Annotated in this window: 12 protein-coding genes, 1 pseudogene and 1 riboswitch; of the genes and pseudogenes, 9 read left to right on the top strand and 4 right to left on the bottom strand. The window is 71.2% G+C overall.

Features of this window, described 5'->3' with window-relative positions:
• Positions 1 to 5 precede the first annotated feature (5 nt).
• Positions 6 to 695, top strand: coding sequence for a response regulator (locus VIR15_RS06850; protein ID WP_331926722.1), 690 nt, complete (start codon positions 6 to 8; stop codon positions 693 to 695).
• 86 nt (positions 696 to 781) lie between these two features.
• On the opposite strand, the gene ppdK is transcribed toward VIR15_RS06850, so the two are convergent.
• Both ppdK and VIR15_RS06840 read right to left on the bottom strand, forming a co-directional pair.
• On the bottom strand, positions 782 to 3,487 hold the full coding sequence (gene ppdK, locus VIR15_RS06845) for a pyruvate, phosphate dikinase (protein ID WP_331926721.1): 2,706 nt from the start codon (positions 3,485 to 3,487) through the stop codon (positions 782 to 784).
• Positions 3,488 to 3,612: 125 nt separating this feature from the next.
• Positions 3,613 to 3,822 carry a DUF1918 domain-containing protein gene (locus VIR15_RS06840; protein WP_331926720.1) on the bottom strand — a complete coding sequence of 70 codons (210 nt, stop codon included), beginning with the start codon at positions 3,820 to 3,822 and terminating at the stop codon, positions 3,613 to 3,615.
• Between the two features lie 143 nt (positions 3,823 to 3,965).
• Between VIR15_RS06840 and VIR15_RS06835 the strand changes: the two genes are divergently transcribed.
• Positions 3,966 to 5,252 (top strand): sensor histidine kinase, encoded by a 1,287-nt coding sequence (locus VIR15_RS06835; RefSeq protein WP_331926719.1) that lies wholly within the window; start codon positions 3,966 to 3,968, stop codon positions 5,250 to 5,252.
• 17 nt (positions 5,253 to 5,269) lie between these two features.
• The gene (locus tag VIR15_RS06830) at positions 5,270 to 5,935 is read left to right on the top strand and encodes a response regulator transcription factor (RefSeq protein WP_414654938.1); all 666 of its coding nucleotides are present in this window, start codon (positions 5,270 to 5,272) and stop codon (positions 5,933 to 5,935) included.
• A 33-nt stretch (positions 5,936 to 5,968) separates the two neighbouring features.
• Here VIR15_RS06830 and VIR15_RS06825 read toward each other — a convergent pair.
• Positions 5,969 to 6,427: pseudogene (locus tag VIR15_RS06825) on the bottom strand (SAM-dependent methyltransferase); the annotation flags it as partial.
• Positions 6,428 to 6,919: 492 nt separating this feature from the next.
• Entirely contained in the window at positions 6,920 to 7,336 is a 417-nt protein-coding gene (locus VIR15_RS06820; RefSeq protein ID WP_331926717.1) for a DUF4235 domain-containing protein, read from the bottom strand.
• Positions 7,337 to 7,398: 62 nt separating this feature from the next.
• A riboswitch (TPP riboswitch) is annotated at positions 7,399 to 7,515 on the top strand.
• 98 nt (positions 7,516 to 7,613) lie between these two features.
• On the opposite strand from VIR15_RS06820, the gene VIR15_RS06815 reads away from it, so the two are divergent.
• From VIR15_RS06815 to VIR15_RS06790, 6 genes are all read left to right on the top strand, one after another.
• A complete protein-coding gene (locus tag VIR15_RS06815) occupies positions 7,614 to 8,246 on the top strand; it encodes an ECF transporter S component (RefSeq protein WP_331926716.1) in 633 nt (210 codons plus the stop codon).
• A 15-nt stretch (positions 8,247 to 8,261) separates the two neighbouring features.
• Entirely contained in the window at positions 8,262 to 10,646 is a 2,385-nt protein-coding gene (locus VIR15_RS06810; protein WP_331926715.1) for an ATP-binding cassette domain-containing protein, read from the top strand.
• A 39-nt stretch (positions 10,647 to 10,685) separates the two neighbouring features.
• A complete protein-coding gene (locus VIR15_RS06805; RefSeq protein WP_331926714.1) occupies positions 10,686 to 11,165 on the top strand; it encodes a hypothetical protein in 480 nt (159 codons plus the stop codon).
• 1 nt (position 11,166) lies between these two features.
• Positions 11,167 to 11,763, top strand: a complete 597-nt coding sequence (locus VIR15_RS06800; protein WP_331926713.1) for a histidine phosphatase family protein — start codon at positions 11,167 to 11,169, stop codon at positions 11,761 to 11,763.
• Positions 11,756 to 13,900 carry a polyprenol phosphomannose-dependent alpha 1,6 mannosyltransferase MptB gene (gene mptB, locus VIR15_RS06795; protein WP_331926712.1) on the top strand — a complete coding sequence of 715 codons (2,145 nt, stop codon included), beginning with the start codon at positions 11,756 to 11,758 and terminating at the stop codon, positions 13,898 to 13,900. The genes VIR15_RS06800 and mptB overlap by 8 nt, the downstream gene beginning before the upstream one ends.
• A gap of 158 nt (positions 13,901 to 14,058) precedes the next feature.
• The gene (locus VIR15_RS06790; RefSeq protein WP_331926711.1) at positions 14,059 to 15,273 is read left to right on the top strand and encodes a pyridoxal phosphate-dependent aminotransferase; all 1,215 of its coding nucleotides are present in this window, start codon (positions 14,059 to 14,061) and stop codon (positions 15,271 to 15,273) included.
• Positions 15,274 to 15,431 lie beyond the last annotated feature (158 nt).

Genomic DNA, 15,431 nt, shown 5'->3' with positions numbered 1-15,431 from the left:
GCGAGATGAGCGAGGCGACGTCGATGGAAGATGCCGGCAGACAGCCCATCAGGGTCTACCTGCTGGACGACCACGAGATCGTCCGGCGGGGCCTGCGTGAGCTCGTCGAGGGCAGTCCGGACATGGAGGTCGTCGGCGAGTCCGGCTCGGCACGGGAGGCGGCCCGCCGCATCCCCGCGCTCCTGCCCGATGTCGCCGTGCTCGACGTGCGCCTCCCGGACGGGTCCGGCATCGAGGTGTGTCGCGAGATCCGCTCGGTGGACCCCCGGATCCGGGCCCTCATGTTGACCTCCTACGACGACGACCAGGCACTCGTGTCGTCCGTGCTCGCGGGAGCGTCCGGCTACCTGCTCAAACAGCTGAGCGGCGAGGGGATCGTCGCCGCCATCCGCCGCGTCGCCGCGGGTGAGGACCTTTCGGACCATCCACACGCGAAGGCGCTGCGCGAGCGCTGGGCGTCCCACGAGGAGACGGATCCGCGGCTCAAGTCGCTCTCACCGGTCGAGCGCCGCATCCTCGACCTCGTCGCCGACGGCATGACGAACCGCCAGATCGGCGACCGCCTCCGCCTCGCCGAGAAGACAGTGAAGAACTACGTCTCGTCGGTCCTCAGCAAGATGGGCATGGAGACCCGCACCCAGGCCGCTGTCTACGCCGCGACCCACCGCGAGCAGCACGGTCCGCCAGTCAACTGACCGGCTGAGTGGTCACGCACTCAAGCACAGCGCTGGGCGGGCTTGCCACGCAAGCCCGCCCAGCGGCATACGGCATCGTCTTGTGATCACCTCGTGTCGGAGGTGGGATGCGCGCCGGCCGTGAGGACGGCCTGCCGGCCCGCCTCGAGCCGGGCCACGGGGACCCGCGGCGGCGAGCAGGACAGGTAGTCGATGCCGGCCGCGGCGAAGAACCCGATCGAGGTGGGGTCGCCGGCGTGCTCCCCACAGACCCCGAGCTCGAGGTCCGGCCTGGTGCTGCGGCCCTTCTCCACGGCCTCCCGGACGAGCGCCCCGACGCCCACCTCGTCGAGCGTCTCGAACGGGTCGCTGGCGATGAGGCCCTGCTCGCGGTAGAGGGCGAGGAAGCTCGCCTCGGCGTCGTCCCGCGAGATGCCCCACGTGGTCTGCGTCAGGTCGTTCGTGCCGAAGGAGAAGAAGTCCGCGTGGGCGGCCAGCTCTCCCGCGGTGAGCGCGGCGCGCGGCAGCTCGATCATGACGCCGACAGGGATGTCGAGGGTCCGACCGTGCTGGGCGCCGACCTCGGCGATGACGGCCTCGAGCCGTTCGCGGGCGGCAGTCAGCTCGGCGACGTCGGCGACGAGCGGCAACATGACCTCGGGACGGACGTTCCGGCCCTGCTCGACGAGCCGGGCGACGGCCTCGGCGAGAGCCCGCATCTGGACCTCGGCGACCTCGGGGTGAACGAGGAGCAGCCGGACGCCCCGCAGCCCGAGCATCGGGTTGGCCTCGTGCAGCCGACGGACCGCCGCGAGCCGCTTCTCGGCCACCGGGTCGACGGCCTCGCCCTTGGCGGCGGCGACGGCCGCGTCGACGGACAGGTCGACGAGGTCAGGGAGGAACTCGTGCAGGGGCGGGTCGAGCAGCCGGACGACGACCGGCAGGCCTTCCATCACCGTCAGGAGCGTGGTGAACTCGTCCAGGGCCGTGGCCTCGATCTCCGCCAGGGCTCCAGCAGCGTCCTCGTCGGTCACGACGCGCTCGACGAGCTGCCGACGTGGACCCATGAGCATGTGCTCGGTGCGGCACAGGCCGATGCCCTCCGCGCCGAATCGGCGGGCCGCCCGGGCCTCCTCGGGGGTCTCGGCGTTGGCCCGGACGCCCATGGTCCGGGTCTTGTCGGCGTGCTCCAGCAGGCGCAGCACGGCCCGGGCCGTCGGATCGTCGGATGAGGCCTGTTGGATCGCGGTCGCGACGACGCTCGCCTGGATCTCGCGGCTGCCCTCGAAGAGCTCGCCAGAGCTGCCGTCCACCGAGACGACGGTCCCCTCACGGAGGACGTGGTCACCGTTGAAGGTGGCCACCCGAGCTGCAGGGTCGGCGGTCATGACCTCGATCCCGGTCACGGCGGTCTTGCCGAGGCCGCGGGCCACGACTGCGGCGTGCGAGGTGAGCCCGCCGCGCGAGGTGATGATCGCCTTCGCGGCAAGCATCCCGCCGAAGTCGTCGGGGCTCGTCTCCGGACGGGCCAGCACGACGTCGCGACCGAGGGCGGCCCACTCCATCGCCGTGGCGGCGTCGAAGACGAGCTGTCCAACGGCCGCTCCGGGGCTGGCCGCGAGGCCGGTCGCCAGCGGGGCGGCCTCGCCCACCCCGAACGTGGGGTGGAGCAGGGTCGTCAGCTGGTGGCCGTTCACCCGGGTGAGGGCTTCGTCGAGCTCGATGACGCCCTCGTCGGTGAGCTCGGCCGCAATGCGGAAGGCCGCGGCCGGGCTGCGCTTGCCGACCCGGGTCTGCAGGATCCAGAGGCGGCCGCGCTCCACGGTGAACTCCACGTCGCAGAGGTCGCGGTAGTGCCGCTCCAGCGCCTCGAGGTGCCGAGACAGCTCCGCGTGGATGTCCGGGTCGCGCCGGTGCAGCTCCGAGAGGTCCATCGGGCTGCGGACCCCGCTGACGACGTCCTCACCCTGGGCATCCGGTAGGTAGTCGCCGAAGGGGCCGGCCTCGCCGGTCACCGGGTTGCGCGTGAAGCAGACCCCGCTGCCGGAGCGCTCGCCGCGGTTGCCGAAGACCATCTGGACGACGTTGACAGCCGTCCCGAGGTCGTCGGGGATGCCCTCATGGGCCCGGTAGAGGCGGGCTCGCTCGCCGTTCCAGGAGCGGAAGACCGCGCGGACCGCCTCGCGCAGCTGGACGCGCGCATCCTGCGGCAGCTCCTTGCCGGTCTCCTCGACGATGAGCGCCCTGAAGTCGGCGGCGAGGCGCTGCAGGTGTGCCACGTCGAGCTCCGCGTCGGTGGCGACTCCGGCGTCGGCGCGGGCCTGAGTCAGCAGGTCGTCGAAACGGGAGCCCTCGACGCCGAGGACGGTGCGTCCGTACATCTGGCCGAGGCGCCGGTAGCTGTCCCAGGCGAAGTGGTCCTCCCCGCGCTCAGCCAGGGCGGCGACGACCTCGTCGTTGAGCCCGATGTTGAGGACGGTCTCCATCATGCCCGGCATGGAGAACTTCGCCCCCGACCGGACCGACACGAGCAGGGGTCGTTCCGGGTCGCCGAGTGCGAGGCCGGAGCGCTGCTCGAGCTCGGCCAGGGCGGCATCAACCTGGTCCCACAGCCCCTCGGGGTCGCCACCGGCGGCGAGGAAGGCGCGGCAGGCGTCCGTCGTGACGATGAAGCCGGGTGGGACGGGCAGCCCCAGACGGGTCATCTCGGCCAACCCGGCGCCCTTGCCGCCCAGCAGTTCGGCCATCGTGCGATCGCCCTCGTGGAACTCGAGGACGAGCGGGCGGGGGGTAGTGGTCTCCGAGGCAGTCATGGCACTCTCCAGCTGTTGCACGGCGGGCCCTGCCTCATGGCGCAGGCTGACGAGGGGTCCCGCCTACTCGCATCCTGCGCCGCACACCCCATCCGGACAGAAGGGACTTTGGTCCCTGGCGTTCGTCACGTCTTGGAGTTGCCGGCCTCCGCCGACTCGCACTTGAGGACGGACCCGGGGCCGGGGTGGATGAGACCCGTGTGTCCGTCCGACCACTCGACGAGGTAGGGCGGGGCCCCACCCTCGCCGTGCACCTCGCGGATCGTGCCCTCACGGACGCGTCCGTCGACGTGCTCGGCCGCCATGGTGATTCGGTCTCCGACGGCTGCCTTCATGGATCCGGTCCTCCTCGAGACGGTCGACATCTACCGGTCCAAGCACATCATCTCGGTGCGTCCGCCGGAAGGGGTACGCGCGGATCGCCGGTGTCAGTCCCTGGTCTGACGTGCCGCCCCACCGGGCCATTTAGGCTCGAGGCGTGAAGGAGGGCTCCGTCTACGACTGGTTCCAGCGTCGGCCGTGGCTCCTCGACCTCCCGCTCGCCCTGGTGCTGGCGCTGCTGAACTCCCTCCCCTACACGGGCTCGCTGCCCGGTTACTGGGCTCTTCTCGGTCTGCTCTTCCTCACCCTGGCCGTGCGGCGGACACGGCCTGCCCTCGCGTTCGCCGCGGTCAGCCTCGCCCTTGCACTCCGCGTCATCCCGGTGAGCAACGTCCTTCCGGGCGACGTCGCCTTCCTCGTCGCGATCTACTCGCTCGCCGCTTACGAGTCCCGACGCTGGGTGCGTCTGTCCGGGCTGGGCGTGGCGGCGATCGGGTCCGTGGTCGCCGGGCTCCGGTTCACCAGCGTCAACGGAGAGTTCGCCAGCGGGACCGCCCTCGTGGCGACGACGATCGCCTGCGCGACTGCTGCGCTCTCGGCATGGATGCTCGGGGACCTCAAACGCACCCGCCTCCAGCGCATGGCAGACCTTCGCGAGCGGGCGGAGCGGGTGGAGCGCGAGCGGGAGCGGGAGCTGCAGCTCGCCGCTCAGGAGGAGCGGGCGGCCATCGCGCGGGAGATGCACGACGTCGTCGCGCACGCACTGTCCGTCATCGTCGTCCAGGCAGACGGGGCGGCGTATGCCGCTGAGCGCAGTCCTCGGGACACGGCGCCTCAGTCCGTGGCCGCCCTCAAGACGATCGGTGCCACCGCCCGGGACGCGCTGTCAGAGACCCGGCGGCTCGTCGGAGTGCTGCGTGACCCCACCTCGGGGGCCGAGCTGGCCCCGGCGGGTGGCCTCGAGCAGCTCGGCGAGCTTGTCGAGCGGGTGCGTGCGGCAGGCGTCCGGGTGACGTTGCGGGACGAGCTGGATCGGCTGGATCAAAGCAGCGCGGTCCCGGTCGGCGTGGGCCTGGCCGCGTACCGCGTCGTCCAGGAGGGGCTGACCAATGTCATGAAGCACGCGGGTCCCGGAGCCGCTGCGGAGGTCGCCGTCGAGCGGATTCCCGGCGCCCTCCGGATCACCGTCGCGGACGACGGGATCGGAGCTGCCTCTCCTGACGACGGGCTCGGGCACGGCCTCCCCGGGATGCGGGAGCGAGTGTTGTTCCACGGCGGCGTGCTCACGGCCGGGCCCGGTTCGGGCGGTGGCTGGGAGGTCCGTGCGACGCTGCCGGTGCCGAGCGACAGACCCGTGCCGAGCGACAGACCGGCGCCGAGCGACAGACCGGCGCCGACGGATTCACAGACGGACTACTGGGCAGCACGGAAGGAGCCGCGGTGACTGACCGGATCCGCGTGATGATCGTCGACGACCAGGCCCTCGTCCGGGCCGGCTTCCGGATGGTCCTCGACGCGGAGCCGGACATCGAGGTGGTCGCCGAGCTGGGAGACGGGCAGGCCGCGCTCGACGCTCTTCCCGGTCGCGGTGTCGATGTCGTGCTCATGGACATCCGGATGCCACGGCTCGACGGGATCGAGGCGACGAGACGGATCGTGGCGCGCGGCACACCCCACCGTCCGGTGCCGAAGGTCCTCGTCCTCACGACCTTCGACCTCGACGAGTACGTCTACGCCGCGCTGCGGGCGGGCGCCGCGGGCTTCCTGCTCAAGGACGCCGGACCGTCGGAGCTGCTCGCGGCGATCCGCGCGGTGCACACTGGGGACGCGGTCGTCGCGCCCGGGCCTACCCGTCGGCTGCTCGACCGGTTCCTGCCGCTCATCGAGTCGCCGGCGTCGGACGACGATCGTTCCCGGCTCGAGGTCCTCACCGAGCGCGAGCACGAGGTCCTCCTGGCAGTCGGGCGCGGCCTCAACAACACGGAGATCGCCAGTTCCCTGTTCGTGGCGGAGGCCACGGTGAAGACGCACATCGGGCGCATCCTGGCCAAGCTCGGACTCCGCGATCGGGTCCAGATGGTCGTCCTCGCCTACGAGACCGGGCTGGTCCGGGTTGGCGATCACTGATCCTGGTGCGGGCGCCCGGTCGGCTGTTATGCGTTACGGTCGGCGTCCCGCGATCGCTGATCCCGTCCTACCGACGTGACGGACCTGGACGTCGATGAACCCGGCACGCGTGATCGCCTCGGCGACCTCGTCGGCGAAGCGGGCACCCCCACCCCACAGCGTGTTCCGCAGCCGCGCGAGCGCCGCACCGAGGTCGTTGCCGGGCGCGCTGATGACGGGGAGGGTCACCCAGCCACCCGGGCGCAGAGCCCGCCACACCAAAGGGATGCCGCTAGGGAAAGCCTCATCGGGGAGGAACACCTGCGGAACGTAGGCGAGGTCGAAGCACTCCACGTCGGTCAGGGCCTCGAGGGCTTGCGCGCGGATGTCGATACGGTCTGAGAGGCCTGCGTCGGCGACCCGTTCGATGGCCTCGCGACGTGGCGCCTGGGCCGGCTCGAGGCCGACCACCCGCAGCTGCGGGTAGGCGTGACACATCTCAATCGCGATGACGCCGACACCAGTGCGGCCGCACGGCCCGAGTCGCCCTGTGCATGCAGCACATGGGGGTCAGTGTGGACCCAGCCCGGAGCCAGCGTATGCCGTTCGGCGCGATCCACGAGGTCGCGGCTCTGCAGGAACGTGGTTCGAAGGTCCGCCCGCAGCTGTAGCAGCCCGTCCGGCGTGAGCATCGGTCGTACAGCCTCGGCGGCGACGTACTCGTCGCCCGGCCGGTGAGCGAAATCGAGAGCGACCAGGACGTCGAGCATCCGTCGCGCAAGATCCACTGACATACCGGCTTGCTCAGAGGCCTCCTCGGCAGTCGCTGGTGCGCTTATCGAGGCAAGCAGGCCGCACTCCGCGCTGGCGGCCAGCACGGCCAGCGCCCACGTCGAGTCGGCGAGATCGTCAAGCTCCCGAAACATCCATCAGTCCTACCGCTACCAAGACTCTACGCAGGCGGGCCAGCCCAGCGGCATACGGCCTGACAAGGACGACGCAGGCTCAGCTCGTGAGCTTCTTGGCCTTCCGCTCGGCCTTGGCCATGGCCTTCGCGAGCTTTTTGTGCTGCTTCTTCTCCTCGCGGGTCAGCCTCGTGTGCACGAGTGCCTTGGGGAGATGGCCGGTCGACTGGCGGTAGTACTCGGCGGCCTTCCGCTCGGCCGCCACCTTGGTGGTGGCCAGGATCATGCTCGAGAGTGCCGTGTAGGCGACGACGTCTCGCGTCTTCTCGTTGTCGTAGTCGCCCTTCACCGGAGCCGACTTGCCGGTCGCGAGCTTCCAGCCCTTCGAGGCCACGCTGGTCGCGAGCTTCGTCGCCACGACCGTGGTTCCGATGCTGAACAGCCCCCACACCATTCCGCCCAGTGCTGAGCGCTTGGGCTCGTCCTGCTGCGTCGGTTCGTTCGCCGCCTTCGCCATGCAGTGACTGTACCCATGGCGGTGGAGGTAGAGTCGTCAGGACAACTGAACAGCACCACCCTTTTTCACGACAGGGGAGCGCAGAAGCGCTGAGAGTGCGTGCCCACGACAGCGTGAGGCCGCAGACCCTCGAACCTGCTCCGGTTAGCACCGGCGAAGGAAGTCGGTAATTCTCAGGACACCCACGTGGCTCGTCACTTCGATGACGTATGCCGCTGGGTGCCCTCCCCGAGGTGTCCACCCTTTTCGGAAACCACGGGAGTCACACACCATGACCATGTCCACCTCGGTCACACAGCCCACCGAGATCCGCGCGTCCGGCCAGCTCTCTCGGTGGCGGACCATCGACCTGCTCACCTGCGCCTTCCTCGGCGTCGCGTTCGGCGTCGCCTACTGGGCCTGGGGCCTGGCCTACGAGGCGCCGTCGAACGCCGTCTCCGCCGGGTTCCCGCCGCTCGGAGCGCTCTTCGCCTGGCCCTGGCTCGTGGCCGGGATCGTCGGCATGCTCATCATCCGGCGCCCGGGTGCGGCCGTCTTCACGGAGCTGCTCGCAGCGACCGTGTCCGCCCTCATCGGCACCCAGTGGGGGCTCACGACGCTCGTCTCGGGCCTCGTCCAGGGCCTCGGCGTCGAGCTCGGCTTCGCGGCCTTCGGATATGCGACCTTCCGCTGGGGACCGCTGCTCCTCGGCGGCTTCCTCGGGGGCGCGTTCGAGGCGGTCTACGAGTGGTACTCGTACTGGCAGGACTGGGGGATGGGCTACAAGTGGGCCTACCTGTTCCTCCTTGGCGGGGCCGTCGCGATCTTCGGCTCGCTCCTCGCGGTCGCCCTGACGTGGGTGCTCGCGCAGGCCGGCGCCCTCAACGCCTTCCCGCCGGGGCAGGAGGCGAGGGAGCGCCACGCGGTCTGATGGTGCTGATGCGCCATGCCCGATCCCAATCCCTTTGAGGTGAACACGCCGATGGAACCCGCGGCCGAATACCTCAAACGCGCGGAGGTGCACGCCGGGGAAGGTCACGCCGGGGAGGTCACGGTCAGCGGCCTCACCTGGCGGCCCTACGGCCGGAGCCGGCCGGTCCTCGCCGCGCTCGACCTGACCATCGCGCCCGGCGAGCGGGTCCTGCTCGCCGGGCCCAGTGGCTCCGGCAAGTCGACGCTCCTCCGGGGCATCGCCGGGCTGCTCCTCACCGCCGACTCCGGTGACTTGTCCGGGACGGTGACGATCGATGGCCGAGCCCCGCAGGACCAGCCCGGAGCGGTCGGCCTCGTCCTCCAGGACCCCGGAGCCGGCGTGGTCGCCTCGACGATCGGGCGCGACGTCGCCTTCGGCCTGGAGAACATCGAGGTGCCCCGAGGTGAGATGCCACCGCGGGTCGCCTCCACCTTGGCCGAGGTCGGGCTCACGATGGACTCCGAGAGCGCCCCGACGACGCTGAGCGGTGGTGAGTCCCAGCGGCTGGCGCTCGCCGGAGCGCTCGCCATGGAGCCGAGCGTGCTCCTGCTCGACGAGCCGACGGCGATGCTCGACGCCCTCACGGCCAGCACGGTCCGCGACCTCGTCGACGAGGTGACCCGTCGCCGCAGCCTCACGCTCGTCGTCGTCGAGCACCGCCTGACCGGCTGGGTCGACCTCGTCGACCGGCTCGTCGTCCTCGATGCCGGGGGAGCCGTCATCGCCGACGACGCGCCGGCCGTCGTGCTCAGTACTCACGGGAAACAACTTGTGGCCGAAGGGATCTGGGTGCCCGGAGTAGATGATCCCGACCCTCTCGACCTGCGCCTCACCGCCTGGCCCGAGGGCTCTGGCACCGCCGCGGGCAGCATCGACCCCGCCGGCGTCGTCGTCGCGGCGCGGGACGTCACGGTGGAGCACCGCTCGCGCCGCCTCGGCGCCGAGAGCCGCACGACCACGGCGGTCCAGGATGTCGACCTCGAGGTACAGGCCGGCCGGACTCTCGCGCTCGTCGGCCCGAGCGGTTCCGGCAAGACGTCGCTCATGGGAGCGCTCGGCGGTCTGACGGCACCGTCGTCGGGCCGGGTCGATTTCGCGCTGCCCCTCACCCGGGCCGGTTCCGGTGACGAGGCGACGGCGCGACACAAGGTGACCCCGCCGCACGAGTGGTTCTCCACCGACCTCGCCCGGGTCGTCGCCTGGGTGCCGCAGCGAGCAGCGTCGGCCCTGGTCGGGCGCACGGTCCGCGACGACGTCCTGACGACTTCGCGGGCGCTCGACCTGGACCCGCAGCTGAGCGAGCAACGCGCCGACGAGGTCCTCGCAGCCCTCGGCCTCAGCAGTGTCGCCGACGTCGATCCCCGGCACCTGTCCGGTGGTGAGCAGCGGCGCCTCGCCGTCGCCTCGACGATCGTCCATGCCCCGGCACTCGTCCTCGCGGACGAGCCCACCGTCGGGCAGGACCGGCTGACGTGGGCGGCCGTCGTGGGGGTGCTCGAGGCGGCGCGCGACGAGGGAGCGGCACTCGTCGTGACGACCCACGACGACGGCGCGATCGAACGGTCGGACCGGACCCTCCGACTCAGCGCACCCGCGCCCCGACCCGCTCCCGCCGAACCGGAGCGCAGGCCGCTCGTTGCCCGGGCAGGACCACTGGCCCTCCTCGCGGTCGGCCTCAGCGTTCTTCCGCTGCCTGCCCTCCTCGACACGTGGCGCCAGGGCCTCGCGGTGCTCGGGGTCGAGGTGGTCCTCGGACTCCTCGCCCTCGTCGCGCCCGGTCCGGGGCGCCGGCCCGTTGGCCGGATCCGCCGCGTCCTGGCCCGTCTCGCCCCCGCTGGCCTGGCGGTCGTCGGGGTCACGTGGTCCGCGTGGCTGCTCGGCGGCCGCGACGTCGAGGTCGCCGCAGGCGCAGCGCTTCGGGTCCTGTGCCTCGTCGTGCCCTCGGCGTTCGTCATCGGCTACATCGACCCCGAACGCCTTGGCGACCAGCTCGCCCAGCGGCTCCGTCTCCCACCGCGGCCCGTCGTCGCCGCCACGGCGGCCCTCCAGCGGGTTCAGGCCTTCGACGCCCTCTGGTATGACCTGATGAGGACCAGGCGCGTGCGTGGGATCCGTGCCGACCGCGGAGTCGTCGCGAGGTTCCGCGAGGCCGTCGTCGTGACCGGCGGCCTGCTCATCGGTGCGCTCGGCCAGGCCGCGACCCTGGCCCTGGCCATGGACGCCCGCGGCTTCGCCGAGGCTCGCCGCCGCACGTGGGCGTCCGATGCGCCGTGGCGCCTCGCCGACAACGTGGCCCTGGCCGCCGGACTGGTCATCATCGCCGCGGGTTTTGCGGCGCGCGTCCTCCTGCCCGCCTGACGATGAGTTTGGTGCGTCGGCACAGGGCAGAATGGCCACGTGCGCACGCCGATGACGTATGCCGCTGGGCTCGGTCTCGCAGCCGCCACGCTCCTCGGGGCGGCCGGCTGCGCTCAGCCCGAGCAGGCGCCGACTGATGGAGGCACCGTCAGCGTCGCCATCCAGCCGACGATCACTCCCCTTCGGACCGAACCGGAGACGGTGAGCACCACGGCCGCGGGGACCGGCGGACTCTTCGACCTGGGCGAGCTGCTGACGACGACCTCCTGCGACCAGACGGGCGGCGTGTGGAGCTATCGGGGGACCCTCGCCAACGACACGGGGGAGGAGCTCGACGTCACCGTCGCGATCTCTCTCGTCTCGTCGGCCGACGAGAAGCTGCTCACCGTCCACGAGCTCGACCTTCGCGTCCCGGCCGGCGAGACCGTGCCGGTGGAGGCGCCCAGCTTCTACTCCGACCAGGACGTCGACCCGGCCACGGTCCAGTGCCTCACTGGCGTCACCGACAAGGAACAGTGACATGCGGCTCTTCCTCGTCCGGCACGGCGAGACCCATGCCAACGTCGCCCGCCAGCTCGACACGGCCGTCCCCGGACTGGACCTGACGGACACGGGAAGACAACAGGCCAGGGCGCTCGCGGAGCGGCTCGCCACGGAGGACCTCGGCGCGATCTACACCTCCGACCTCGTTCGCGCCCAGCAGACGGCGGCGCCGCTGGCCAGAGCACTGGGCCTTCGGGTCGTCGTCCTTCCGGGGCTGCGCGAGATCCAGGCCGGGGACTACGAGATGTCGACGGAATGGGGGCCGTTCGTCGATACCGTCAAGCGGTGGCGCGAGGATCCCGAGCACGCCATCCCGGGCGGGGACTCGGGCATCGGCTTCATGGCCCGCTACGAAGCGGCGATCCGGCGGATCGCGGGCGACGGTCACGAGTCGGCCGTCGCGGTGAGCCATGGAGCGGCGATGCGGGTCTGGGTCGCGGCCACAGCCGGTCTCGACCCGACGTGGCTCGAGGGGCGACGGCTCGACAACACCCTGGTCCTGACGCTCGACGGTGACCCCGATGCCGGCTGGCGACTCCTCGCGTGGGGTGACGAGCCGGTCACCCATGGGTGAGGCGCCAGAGCGGTCATCCATTCGGGAGCCCACTGCGTGGCGCCTCGTCGGCGTCGCTGCGGCGGTCGCGCTCGCGGCGTCGTCCTGGGGATCCGGCTCGAGACCCGAGCTGCACACACGGATTCTCTGGCCCGGCCTCTCGCTCTCCGCCGAGACGGGCGGATCGCCCCTTGCGGCCACGATCTCGATCCTGGCCATGGCCGTGCTCCTCCTCGCGTGGTGGCGGCTGCGGACGGCGCCCCTGACGGAGCGGTGGTGGTGGGTGACGGCGGCCCTGTGGTTCGCGCCGTTGCTCGCGTCGGTCCCGCTCTACAGCCGAGACCTCTACTCCTATGCCGCGCAGGGCGCGCTGTGGGGTGAGGGCCTCAGCCCCTACGAGCATGGCGTGCGCGACCTGGCGTCGGACTGGAGGGAGTCGACCGCCCCGACCTGGCTCGACACGCCGGCACCGTACGGACCGGTCTGGCTGCTCATGGCCCGGGGAGCGGCCACCGTCGCAGGCGACCGGCTCTGGCTGGCCCTGCTCCTGCTCAGGATCGCCGCCGTCCTCGGGGTCGTCGTCATGGCGTGGGCGGTCTCGGACGTGGCCCGCCGCGTCGGCACGTCCCAGCGCACCGCCGCGTGGCTGGCCGTGGCGGCCCCGCTCGTCGGGGCGCACTATGTCAGTGGTGCCCACAACGACGCCGTCATGGTGGCTGCTGTCGTCGCGGGTTTCGCCTTGGCCTTGCGCGGCCTGCTCGTCCGCGCCGTCCTCGTCGTGGCTCTGGGCGCCATGGTCAAGGTCACGGCGGTGATCGCGCTGCCCTTCATCGCCCTCATCTGGGCCCGCCGGCTGACCGCCGCCCGGCTGGGGGTGGACGACGCCAGCGACCTCACCGAGCCGTGGCGGGTGCCTCTCCGGCCGCGAGAGGTGCTGTCCGGCCTGGCGCTCACCGGTGTGACCGCGGCACTCCTGATGGCGCTCGTCAGCCGGGCGTCCGGCCTGGGCTTCGCCTGGCTCAATCCAGCCGGCACGGCCGGCCGGAACGAGCAGTGGACCTCCCTGCCGACCGGCGTGGGGATGGCTGTCGGCGCTGTCGGCCACGTCCTCGGCCGACCCGAGTGGCGCGACTCCGGCATCTCCGTCGCACGCGTCGTCGGTCTCCTCGTGCTAGCGGTCATCCTCGTGCTCGTCTGGCTCGGGGCCGCGAAGCCGGGCGGGGCGGTCGAGCGCATGGAGGCAAACGGCGTCGACGTCGTCGAGGCTGAGCGCGCCCGGGTGGTGCGGGGGGCCGGCTGGGCCCTCCTCGCCGTGATCGTCCTCGCGCCGGTCTTCCTCGGCTGGTACTTCCTCTGGGCCCTGCCCCTGCTCGCCGCCACCCTCGGCGCCGGATCACTCTCTCACGGGCTCGAGCGCTGGCTGCCGGTGGCGGTGACGATCCTGTGCTTCGCCCAACTTCCCGATGGCTACAGCCTCGGCCTGACCACGACGGCGATCGGCGTCCCCATCGCCGTCGTCGCCGCGGTCGTCCTGGCGATGCGCGGCGGGCGGTGGGCGCGACGGGTCGAGTGGTCGGGAATCCTCGACCTCAACCGGCCCCTGACCCCCGGGCCTGTGCGGAATGATGGCCGCGTGCGCCCGCGACCCTCGCCCTCCGAGCCTGGATCGGGCTTCCCGGGAGCCGGTTCGGGTTGGGCGACGACGGCAACCGACGTCCCGAGGCGACGCGCCCGCCGTGGCTGGCTCCTCCTGGCGCTGCCGGTCCTCGCGCTGGTCGCCTTCGCGGTCTGGGCCGTGACGGCCAGGATCGCCGAGGACGACGTCGCGGCCCACGAGGCGATGATGTCCCGGATCGACGACGTCGAGCAGCAGTTCCCGCCGCTCGGTTCGAGCTCGCGGCCACCGTGCGGGATCACCGACGAGGGCTGGGCCGAGCTCACGTGGGGTCCGCTCACCGGGCCATCCGTTGACGACATCGAGACGTGGCTCCGGGCCTTCGGCTGGCAGCGGGGGTCGCCGGAGGGCGGTACGGCCGTCCTGTCCGCGTTTGAGGACGGCCGGGAGCTGACGGCACGCATCAGCCCGCCGAGCGGTGACATCGGCGTCCGGCTGACTGCCACGAGCGCAGCGAACTCGCTGGCGTGCCTGCTGCACTGAGACGGCTCTGAGACGGCTTTGAGACGGCCCTGAGACTGCACGGAGGCACCCGGCGAGCTCAGCGGCATACGGCCACCGCTTGTGCCCCTGCCACGCGCCAAGGCCACATGACGAGAATCACGGCGCCGCTGGGACGACCACCTGAGAACCTGTACGACATGCGTTTGGTCACCCAGTCGAAGAAGCTCGCCACGGTCTGCTACGAGATCCGCGGACCAGTGCTCGCCGAGGCGAAACGACTGGAGGACGAGGGGCATCGCATCCTCAAGCTCAACATCGGCAACCCGGCGCCGTTCGGTTTCGAGGCGCCCGAGGACATCCTCGTCGACGTCATCCAGGCCTTGCCGACCGCGCAGGGCTACAGCGACAGCAAGGGCATCGTCAGCGCCCGACGGGCCATCGCGCAGCACTATCAGGTCCGCGACTTCCCCCGCGTCGACATCGAGGACATCTACCTCGGCAACGGTGTCAGCGAGCTCATCGTCATGGCGATGCAGGGGCTGCTCGACAACGGGGACGAGGTGCTCATCCCCGCGCCGGACTACCCGCTGTGGACCGCTGCCGCCTCGCTCTCGGGCGGCACGCCCGTCCACTACAGGTGCGACGAAGAGGCCGACTGGGCGCCCGACCTCGACGACATCGCGAGCAAGATCACCGACCGCACCAAGGCCATCGTCGTCATCAACCCCAACAACCCGACCGGAGCCGTCTACCCGACCGAGGTGCTGGCGGCGATCGCGGAGCTCGCCCGCAAGCACCAGCTGATCATCATGGCGGACGAGATCTACGACAAGATCCTCTACGAGGACGCGAAGCACACGTCGATCGCAGCGCTCGCCCCTGATCTGTTCTGCCTCACGTTCAACGGCCTCTCCAAGGCTTACCGGGTGGCGGGCTTCCGGGCGGGCTGGCTCGCGCTGACCGGGCCCAAGGAGCACGCGCGCAACTACATTGAGGGCCTCGAGATCCTGGCCAACATGCGCCTGTGCGCCAATGTGCCGGCCCAGCACGCGATCCAGGTTGCCCTCGGCGGCTACCAGTCGATCAACGAGCTGATCCTCCCGGGCGGGCGCCTGCTCGAGCAGCGCGACCGGGCGTGGGAGCTGCTCAACCAGATCCCGGGCGTCTCGTGCACCAAGCCGGCGGGGGCTCTTTACCTCTTCCCGCGGCTCGACCCGAAGGTGCACCGGATCCGCGACGACGAGCGGTTCGCGTTCGACCTGCTGAGCGAGGAGAAGCTGCTCGTCGTGCACGGCACCGGCTTCAACTGGCCCACCCACGACCACTTCCGGATCGTCTTCCTGCCCAGGATCGAGGAGCTCGAGGACGCCGTCGGACGGCTCGAGCGTTTCCTGTCCACCTACTCCCAATAGGCCGTATGCCGCTGGGCTGGGTCACGCGGTGTTGCTGGCCCACCACTTGAGCAGGGCGCCGAGGACGACGCCCCAGACGATGGTCAAGGCAATGGACAGCGCGATGGCCAACAGGGCGTGGCGCCGTCCCTGCGGCTCGCGGGTGAGGCTGATCCCGC

The organism is Intrasporangium sp. (genome assembly GCF_036566125.1).
Lineage (GTDB): Bacteria > Actinomycetota > Actinomycetes > Actinomycetales > Dermatophilaceae > Intrasporangium.
The sequence above is the reverse complement of the archived record's forward strand: the minus strand, read 5'-3'. Positions and strand labels throughout refer to the sequence as shown.

What these genes read in the sequence shown, in the direction of transcription:
- VIR15_RS06850 (WP_331926722.1), top strand. Translation starts at nt 6, where the DNA reads ATGAGCGAGGCGACGTCGATGGAAGATGCCGGCAGACAGCCCATCAGG.
- ppdK (WP_331926721.1), bottom strand. Translation starts at nt 3,487, where the DNA reads ATGACTGCCTCGGAGACCACTACCCCCCGCCCGCTCGTCCTCGAGTTC.
- VIR15_RS06840 (WP_331926720.1), bottom strand. Translation starts at nt 3,822, where the DNA reads ATGAAGGCAGCCGTCGGAGACCGAATCACCATGGCGGCCGAGCACGTC.
- VIR15_RS06830 (WP_414654938.1), top strand. Translation starts at nt 5,270, where the DNA reads ATGATCGTCGACGACCAGGCCCTCGTCCGGGCCGGCTTCCGGATGGTC.
- VIR15_RS06820 (WP_331926717.1), bottom strand. Translation starts at nt 7,336, where the DNA reads ATGGCGAAGGCGGCGAACGAACCGACGCAGCAGGACGAGCCCAAGCGC.
- VIR15_RS06815 (WP_331926716.1), top strand. Translation starts at nt 7,614, where the DNA reads ATGTCCACCTCGGTCACACAGCCCACCGAGATCCGCGCGTCCGGCCAG.
- VIR15_RS06810 (WP_331926715.1), top strand. Translation starts at nt 8,262, where the DNA reads ATGCCCGATCCCAATCCCTTTGAGGTGAACACGCCGATGGAACCCGCG.
- VIR15_RS06800 (WP_331926713.1), top strand. Translation starts at nt 11,167, where the DNA reads ATGCGGCTCTTCCTCGTCCGGCACGGCGAGACCCATGCCAACGTCGCC.
- mptB (WP_331926712.1), top strand. Translation starts at nt 11,756, where the DNA reads ATGGGTGAGGCGCCAGAGCGGTCATCCATTCGGGAGCCCACTGCGTGG.
- VIR15_RS06790 (WP_331926711.1), top strand. Translation starts at nt 14,059, where the DNA reads ATGCGTTTGGTCACCCAGTCGAAGAAGCTCGCCACGGTCTGCTACGAG.